2 protein-coding genes are annotated in these 3,426 nt (G+C 60.6%); both read right to left on the bottom strand.

Features of this window, described 5'->3' with window-relative positions; translation table 11 throughout:
* Nucleotides 1–70: 70 nt before the first annotated feature.
* Entirely contained in the window at nt 71–2,200 is a 2,130-nt protein-coding gene (locus ACFFAR_RS28465) for a M3 family metallopeptidase (RefSeq protein ID WP_375508933.1), read from the bottom strand.
* 186 nt (nt 2,201–2,386) lie between these two features.
* On the bottom strand, nt 2,387–3,250 hold the full coding sequence (gene folD, locus ACFFAR_RS28460; RefSeq protein WP_174365109.1) for a bifunctional methylenetetrahydrofolate dehydrogenase/methenyltetrahydrofolate cyclohydrolase FolD: 864 nt from the start codon (nt 3,248–3,250) through the stop codon (nt 2,387–2,389).
* Between the last annotated feature and the right edge of the window lie 176 nt (nt 3,251–3,426).

Raw genomic sequence — 3,426 nt, 5'->3', positions numbered from 1 at the left:
AGGCTACGCGAGCATCATCGAACCAGATCGACCAGCGCCTTGACCAGTTCGGCTAGCGCAAGAAGCGCATTCACGAAGCAGCCGGCGACATGCCGTTATGCCTCAACAGCGCATCGATATTCGGCTCACGGCCGCGGAACGCCTTGAACGAGTCCATTGCCGGCCGGCTTCCGCCAACCTCGAGAATCTCGCGACGATACCGGATACCCGTTTCTGCATCCAGCACTGAACCGCCGCCGAGCTTCGCCGCTTCTTCGAAAGCCGCGTACGCATCCGCCGACAACACTTCCGCCCACTTGTAGCTGTAGTACCCCGCCGCGTACCCGCCCGCGAAAATATGCGTGAAGGTATTGGTCCAGCGTGAGAAGGGCGCCTGTGGCACGACGTGGAAACGCTCGTTGATCTCACGCGCGAAGTCGTTGACGTTGGTAGCGCCTGCCGGATCGTAGTTGCTGTGAAGCTGGATGTCGAACATGGACAGTACGATCTGGCGCAATGTGCCCAGGCCGCTCTGGAAGTTCTTGGCTGCCAGCATCTTGTCGAAGAGTTCGCGCGGCAACGTGGCGCCCGTATCGACGTGACCGGACATGTCGGTGAGGACGTCCCATTCCCAGCAGAAGTTCTCCATGAATTGCGACGGCAGCTCGACCGCGTCCCATTCGACGCCATTGATGCCGGAGACGCCGAGTTCATCGACGCGCGTAAGCATGTGATGCAACCCATGGCCGAATTCGTGGAACAGGGTGATGACTTCGTCGTGCGTGAAGCAGGCGGGCTTTCCACCGACTGGCGCCGAAAAGTTGCAGGTCAGGTACGCAACCGGTGTCTGCACGCCGCCATCCTGGCTTTTGCGGCGTGAGCGGGCGTCGTCCATCCATGCGCCGCCACGCTTGCCTTCGCGCGCGTACAGATCGAGATAGAACTGCGCGACCAGCGAGCCGTCCTTGTTTTCGACGCGGAAAAAGCGCACGTCCTGGTTCCAGACGGGAGCTTCATCGCGACGAATCGACACGCCGAACAAGGTCTCCGTGACCTTGAACAAGCCCTTCAACACGGCTTCCTGCGGGAAGTACTGCTTCACTTCGTTTTCGGAAAACGAGTAGCGTTGCTGGCGCAGACGTTCGGCGGCGAAGGTCGAATCCCAAGGCTGCAGTTCGGGCATGCCGAGTTCAGTAGCGGCGAACGCGCGCAACTCCATCCAGTCCTGTTCCGCGTGCGGACGTGCGCGCACCGCGAGGTCTTCCAGGAACGAGACCACTTGCGCCGGCGACTCGGCCATCTTCGGCGCGAGGGAAACCTCGGCGAAATTTTGGTAGCCGAGCGCGTGCGCTTCTTCGTCGCGCAGCTTCAATTGCTCGACTACGTTCGCCGTGTTGTCCCATTCGGGCTTGCCTCGGCCGTAGTTCGCGCCGAGCTCGGACGCCCGCGTCACATACGCGCGATACATCGCTTCACGCAGCGGCCGGTGTTCTGCGTATTGCATGACCGGGAAATACGACGGGAAATGCAGCGTGAACTTCCAGCCTTCGACGCCTTCTTTCTGCGCGGCTTCGCGCGCTGCCTGGATCACATCTTCCGGCAAGCCGGCAAGCTCGCTCTCATTTGTCACGATGTACGAAAACGCGTTGGTGGCATCGAGCACGTGATCGGAAAATGCCTTCGACAGCGCCGCCTGTTCTTCCTGAAGACGCGCGAAGCGTGGTTTCTTGTCCTCGGGCAACTCGGCGCCTGACAAACGGAAACCGCGCAATTCATTGCTGAGCAACTTCTTCTGCTCGGCTGTAAGTGTTGCGTGTTCGTCGCTCGCGGCGATGGCCTTGTATTTCTCGTAGAGCGCCAAATTCTGTCCAACACTTGCTGAGAACTCGGTCACGCGCGGCAGATTTTCGGCATGGGCGGCGCGCAATTCGGGGGTATCGGCGACGGCGTTCAAGTGGCCGATGACGCCCCAGGCACGTGACAACCGTTCGCTCGCGCGCTCGACACTTTCCACGATGTCATGCCACGTCGCCGGTGTTTCGGGCGCGGCGGCATGATCGACTGCGGCTTTTGCGTCGGCGAGCAGCACGTCGAGCGCGGGCGTGACGTGTTCAGGCTTGATATCGTTGAAAAGGGGCAGGTCGGAGAAGTCGAGCAGCGGGTTGCCCTGGACTTGGGACTGAGCTTGATTCGCGGTATTCGATGGTGTCGAACTGGACATGACTCTCCCGGTCTCGGATGAAAATCTTTAAGAAAAAACGCAACGGCGCGCCGGACAAACGTAACGCGCCGAATTGACGGTGATCAATCTATTGTGGGGACGCCTTGGCCAATTCTCAAATCGTTTCTGACTACGGCGGCGATTGATGCATCACGCACTTGACAGGCACGAGCGTCGCGCGGTGAATCAGTCGCGGTCCTGCTGCATTGTTCGTTCCGCAGCTTCGATGGTATTCACCAGCAGCATGGTGATCGTCATCGGCCCGACACCGCCCGGTACCGGCGTAATGAATCCGGCAACTTCCTTTACATTCGCAAAGTCCACGTCGCCGCACAGTTTGCCGTTTTCGTCCCGGTTCATGCCGACATCGATTACCGTTGCGCCTGGCTTGAGCATATCCGCGGTCAGGATGTTGCGCCGGCCCGTCGCCGCGACGACCACATCCGCGTGGCGCGTGAGCGCCGCCAGATCGCGCGTCTTGCTGTGCGTGATGGTGACCGTGGCGCCGGCTTCGAGCAGCAGCATGGCCATCGGCTTGCCGACGATGTTCGAGCGCCCGATCACGACCGCATTCGCGCCTTCCAGCGCGATTTTGTGCGCCTCGAACATCTTCATCACGCCATAGGGGGTGCAGGGACGGAACAACGGCTTGCCGGTCATCAGGGCGCCCGCATTCTCGACGTTGAAGCCGTCGACATCCTTCGCCGGCGCGATTGCTTCGATGACCTTGTGGCTGTCGATATGTTTCGGCAGCGGCAGCTGGATCAGAATGCCGTGGACGTTCGGATCGTTGTTCAGGTCGTCGATACGGGTCAGCAATTCGCTTTCCGTGAGCGTGGACGGGTAACGATCGAACACGGAATGCAGGCCGTTGTCCTGGCACGCCTTGACCTTGTTGCGCACGTAGACTTCACTGGCCGGATTTTCGCCGACGAGGACAACGGCGAGGCCCGGCTGCTGGCCACGGGCGGTCAACGCGGCGGCGCGTATAGCGACATCGGCGCGAATGGTCTTGGAGAGGGCGTTGCCGTCGATGATTTGGGCAGTCATAGGAATCTGGGCGGGGAGGCCGCCGGGTGCTTGAAGGGCGCAGAGCGCGGGAGGCTGTCGTGCCGATGGGTTTCCAAAGGCGTGACGTTGCAATCGGTCTTGAATTATACCCGCCATGGCTCGGCGGATTTGTATGGGGAGAGGTGCCGGGAAGGGTAAAAGCTGGTGTTGAGGCG

It is taken from the genome of uncultured Caballeronia sp. (genome assembly GCF_964243625.1).
In the GTDB taxonomy this organism is placed as follows: Bacteria; Pseudomonadota; Gammaproteobacteria; order Burkholderiales; family Burkholderiaceae; genus Caballeronia.
The sequence above is the reverse complement of the archived record's forward strand: the minus strand, read 5'-3'. Positions and strand labels throughout refer to the sequence as shown.